The organism is Geomonas sp., assembly GCF_056994735.1.
In genome coordinates this window covers 1-3,964 of sequence record NZ_JBXKJL010000264.1, presented here as the reverse complement: position 1 = coordinate 3,964, position 3,964 = coordinate 1, and the positions used below count along the sequence as shown (strand labels likewise).

Below are 3,964 nucleotides of genomic sequence, written 5' to 3'. Positions count from 1 at the left end.
ATCTGCTTTCCTTCGAGGTGGCTTCCGCGCCCTCGGATCGTCATTCATTCAGACACCGAGCCTGACACGCAGCGGTCTCCACCTCCTCTTTCGCCCCTATGATTGTGCAATATTGCGTGTTCAGGTGAGGAAAAGAGAATTAGCCTCTGAGATGGTGGTCGTAAGCTGGAAGGAGCCCGTAGGGCGACTGGAAGCTTACGACCACCAGGATCTCGATTCACGCAACGAGCACAATCAGGCAGAAGGGGCAGATGATCAACAATACTAGTTTGACCCACTGGAACAGAATCCAGGCTAAGAGCCTCGACGCTCAGTTCATGAGCGAAATGATCACGGGCTTGAACTGTTCGCCCTTCGAGGCCGAGGCCATCGTAGAGAAGGTTCACGAGGTCTACAGCCCTTTGTTGGACTCCTCGCAAGGGCTCAAGCCCGGCCAGATCCAGATGACCGTCGTAGATGCCTCGGTAGCTCCCAATGTTCCGCTGGCCAAGGCCAGGCAGCGACTCGTGACCCTTACGCTTTACGCGGGGAAGGAAGACATCGAAACCCGAAAGAAGGGGTCGGTGCCCGCACTGCGCCAGAAGCGACTTTGCCGTATGTGTCGGGAGGGGTTCCAACAGGGAGGTCTGTTGACCCTGGAAGATCTGGCCAATCTGTTCAATTGCGGGGTCCGTACGCTGGTCAACGACCTGGCCGTCTTGCGAAGGCAGAAAATCGTGCCGCCCTTGCGTTCCACGACGAAAGACATGGGGCGAGCGGTCACCCATCGCCGACTGATTGTTACACTCTGGCTTCAGGGATTCGAGTACTCGGAGATCGCCCGCAAGACCTGTCATAGCGTCGACTCCGTCGCCAGCTACGTCGACAAGTTCAAGCGCTGTGCCGCTCTGTTTTCTTCCGGCTTCGATCTCCATACGGTCGCCCTGATGGTGAAGCTCTCGACCGCTCTGACCCGCGAATTCCAGCACATCCACTCCCATATGAAGGCGGTTCCGCACCGTCTTCGTGAACTGGAGAGCTTCCTCAAAAAAAACCGTGTCCACAGCCACGCGGGGAGGACACAGTCATGATCGATAAGCCCCAGTCCCAAAAACACTTCGGCTCAGCGCAGAAGCGATTCCTCCAGGCGTCGATCGAAGAGTTCCTCAAGAGCCAGTTTCCTGTCTTCTTCGGATCATGGATCCGCCAGAAAGCGGCCGAGAAGATTGTGGCGCTGATCGAGCAACAGCTGCCATCGAGGGACCATCTGCGTCCCGGACAATGCCTATGGAATGCCGTTTCTATAGAAACCCGGCCTGACAGCCCCAACTGTCGCCTCGTTCCAGTGACGCTCACACTCGTGGATCCGTCAGATGTCGAAGAGCTGGCTGCCGGAACCCGAATGTCTGCCATCGCACGAAAGGCCATTGCCCGAATGTGTCGCGAGGCGTTCGAACAAGGGGCTTTGCTCTCAATGCGCGATATCGGGCTGTTGGTAGGGCGCGGCAACGCACACATCTCAATCATGCGGAAACAGTGGGAGGCCGAGCACGAAACATCCTTGCCTCATGTTGGCACGATCCAGGACTTCGGCACCTGCATAAGCCACAAGGCGGTCATCATTCGCAAGGTCGTTTACGAAGGAAAAGACCCCCGTAAGGTGTCGGATGAGACCAAACACTCGCAAAGAGCCGTCGACCGGTACCTGAAGGACTTTCATCGCGTAAGAACGTGCTATGAGCATAGCCAGGACATCGAATTCGTCACGCGGACAACTGGTCTATCCAAGCACTTGGTTAACCAATACGTAAGCATCATCACCGAATATGACGACGCTCTCAAAAAGCCTGCTTGACAGGCAATATTGCCTAAACTACAGGGCTCGGCCCATCAATGCCCCACTAGTCCCCAGGGCTCACGCCCTGGGCTCTCCTGCGCCGCCCCTTCGGGGCTCAATCTCCTGCATCTCCAATGCTAACAGGTGATCTGCAAGATTCGTAACTAAGCGCCATTCGGATCGGGATCGCAATCGGTGGCGGCATCGATCAGCCGATACCGATTACGACCCCGATTCGATTAGCACTTAGATAGCAGAGATCGTCGGCATAGACCTGGAGCTAGCCCGACTTTACCGAGTTAGCGAGCAGAATGCCAGCGATCTCGTTTGGCATGTGCTATTTGCGGCCTCGGGCTTGTATGACCTACGTGGCCGAAAAGCGTTCCAGGTTGAGGGTCGCGGTGAGGCGCTTCTGCAGCGGTGTGAGCTTGCTGTGGCTGATGACGGGAACCGTTTTGCTATGAGCGCCGCGGTGGATAAGCGCTACTTCCTTGATGCCAGCCAAGGCCGAAAGGATTTGCAGGACGCTCAGATCGATTCCTTTGTGAGCCAGGGATCGGCGCAGCAGTGAACTCAGCATCAGGGCGAGGACGCAGTAGAAGGCATGGACCCGGATCTTCTGATCCGTCCAGTGATTCAGGGGCCGCCAGCTGACGAAGTGAGGGTTCTTCATTCTCTTGAATGCCTCTTCGATATGGTACTGGCCGCGATAGGCGCGCACGATCTCTTCATCCGCCCAGGAATCCTGATCGGTAAAGAGGATGCTCTTGCCAAGGAGGGTGCGCTGGAGCCTTTGCCAGGCCGCCTGATCTACGTGGTAGCTGAGATATGTCCTGTTGTCCCTGCGGGTCACATCAGCTTGGATGAGCTCATTCATGTGGCGACCTGAGAGGATTGCCTGAACCTGCTTCTGTGCGCTCTCGACAGTGATCGCCTTGGCACGTTTGGGCGGATGGGCGAGGTGAAGTTGAAATTCCTTGAGTTTGTTCGTTCGCTTGCGGATCTCGCGGAGGATGGTGGCAGATTGAGTGAGGAAGAGTTCGGGATTGTAGACCACGACAAGGGTGCGTTCAGCACCTAACACTTCCTTACGCGTACGCCAGGCCAGAACGCCCTCGAGATCTTCTCCCTTGAGGGGATGAAAACGGGAACGGGGGATCTTGAGCAGGTCGGGGTGCTGCACAGGGGACAGGGATCCGACAAAGTGATAGGCACTGCCGTCGAGTATCTCCTGGCTTTCCTGGCTGTTGTTGCCCTTGTCGTAGACGAGCGTGATGCCGTCGACCTTCCGGGCGAACAGGCGATAGCGGGCCACCAGCGACTCAGTAACGGACGAGAAGGTTCGGGCGTCCTGGACGTTGCCCGGATAGACCTGATGAAAGAGCGGAATCTGGAAGTCCTTCGTTACCAGCAGCGCCAGCCCGACAATGCGCAGAGACACGCGTTGTTCCTTGCTCTTTCCTCGTTGGGCCAGCGTGTTGTTTCCATTGAAGCTGTCAATGAAGGTGTAGAAGTTCGTCGTGTCGTACAGCAGACAGGACAGGTCGACCTGGAAGCGCTCGATGAGCGTGCGCGTGAGGTCCTGTTCGATAGCGCTGATCCGGTCGGCATCCAGGTAGCTCATGTGGTCCCAGAAACGTTGGCTGGTGAGTTGATTCGCTGCAACCGGCAGGAGCCGGCGCAGAACGGTCCCCTGGTACCAGGCGGCCATGCGTGCCTTGCTCGTGGGAGCCAGGCATCGGTTCACCGCGGCCAGGGTCATGTAGGTCCCGACGCTTGTGCCCTGGTCGCGCTTGCCGGCATGCCGATCGATTGCCGCAATGAGGTCGAGCTGCCGAGTCAGGTCATACAGCGCCGCCGGAGCGCCGAAATCGGAGATGACGATTTCGGTGGGGCAGGGCGGCTTGGAGGGGGCTCCCATGTTCGCGGCGATGTCCTCGGCCTTGCCGAGGTACTTCTGCCAGACGATCTTGGGCTTGCCGTTGACGCGCTGGCATTCGCGGGCATACCAGTAGGGGTGGCCGCGGACGATCTTCTTGTGCAGGCTGACGGACATGATTAGGTCATACAATATTCTCCGGCGATTGTCAAGATATTGTGGTGCCTCACAGGAGCGCCTCAAGTTATGGTATATAGCTCGCGTGAGAG

General features: G+C 57.4%; 4 protein-coding genes. 3 read left to right on the top strand and 1 reads right to left on the bottom strand.

Features of this window, described 5'->3' with window-relative positions:
- From AC11W3_RS11570 to AC11W3_RS11560, 3 genes are all read left to right on the top strand, one after another.
- Window positions 1-268, top strand: a 268-nt coding sequence (locus AC11W3_RS11570) for a hypothetical protein (RefSeq protein ID WP_484093057.1), incomplete at its 5' end; no start/stop codon positions are given.
- On the top strand, window positions 252-1,070 hold the full coding sequence (locus tag AC11W3_RS11565) for a DUF1670 domain-containing protein (RefSeq protein ID WP_484093056.1): 819 nt from the start codon (window positions 252-254) through the stop codon (window positions 1,068-1,070). The genes AC11W3_RS11570 and AC11W3_RS11565, both read left to right, overlap by 17 nt.
- On the top strand, window positions 1,067-1,834 hold the full coding sequence (locus AC11W3_RS11560) for a DUF1670 domain-containing protein (RefSeq protein WP_484093055.1): 768 nt from the start codon (window positions 1,067-1,069) through the stop codon (window positions 1,832-1,834). The genes AC11W3_RS11565 and AC11W3_RS11560 overlap by 4 nt, the downstream gene beginning before the upstream one ends.
- Window positions 1,835-2,180: 346 nt before the next feature.
- Here the strand turns inward: AC11W3_RS11560 and AC11W3_RS11555 are convergent, their stop codons facing one another.
- On the bottom strand, window positions 2,181-3,872 hold the full coding sequence (locus AC11W3_RS11555; protein WP_484093054.1) for an IS1634 family transposase: 1,692 nt from the start codon (window positions 3,870-3,872) through the stop codon (window positions 2,181-2,183).
- Window positions 3,873-3,964: the final 92 nt, after the last annotated feature.

Bases quoted from the DNA above. Each gene is read 5' to 3' on its own strand.
- AC11W3_RS11565 (WP_484093056.1), top strand. From the start codon at position 252: ATGATCAACAATACTAGTTTGACCCACTGGAACAGAATCCAGGCTAAG.
- AC11W3_RS11560 (WP_484093055.1), top strand. From the start codon at position 1,067: ATGATCGATAAGCCCCAGTCCCAAAAACACTTCGGCTCAGCGCAGAAG.
- AC11W3_RS11555 (WP_484093054.1), bottom strand. From the start codon at position 3,872: ATGTCCGTCAGCCTGCACAAGAAGATCGTCCGCGGCCACCCCTACTGG.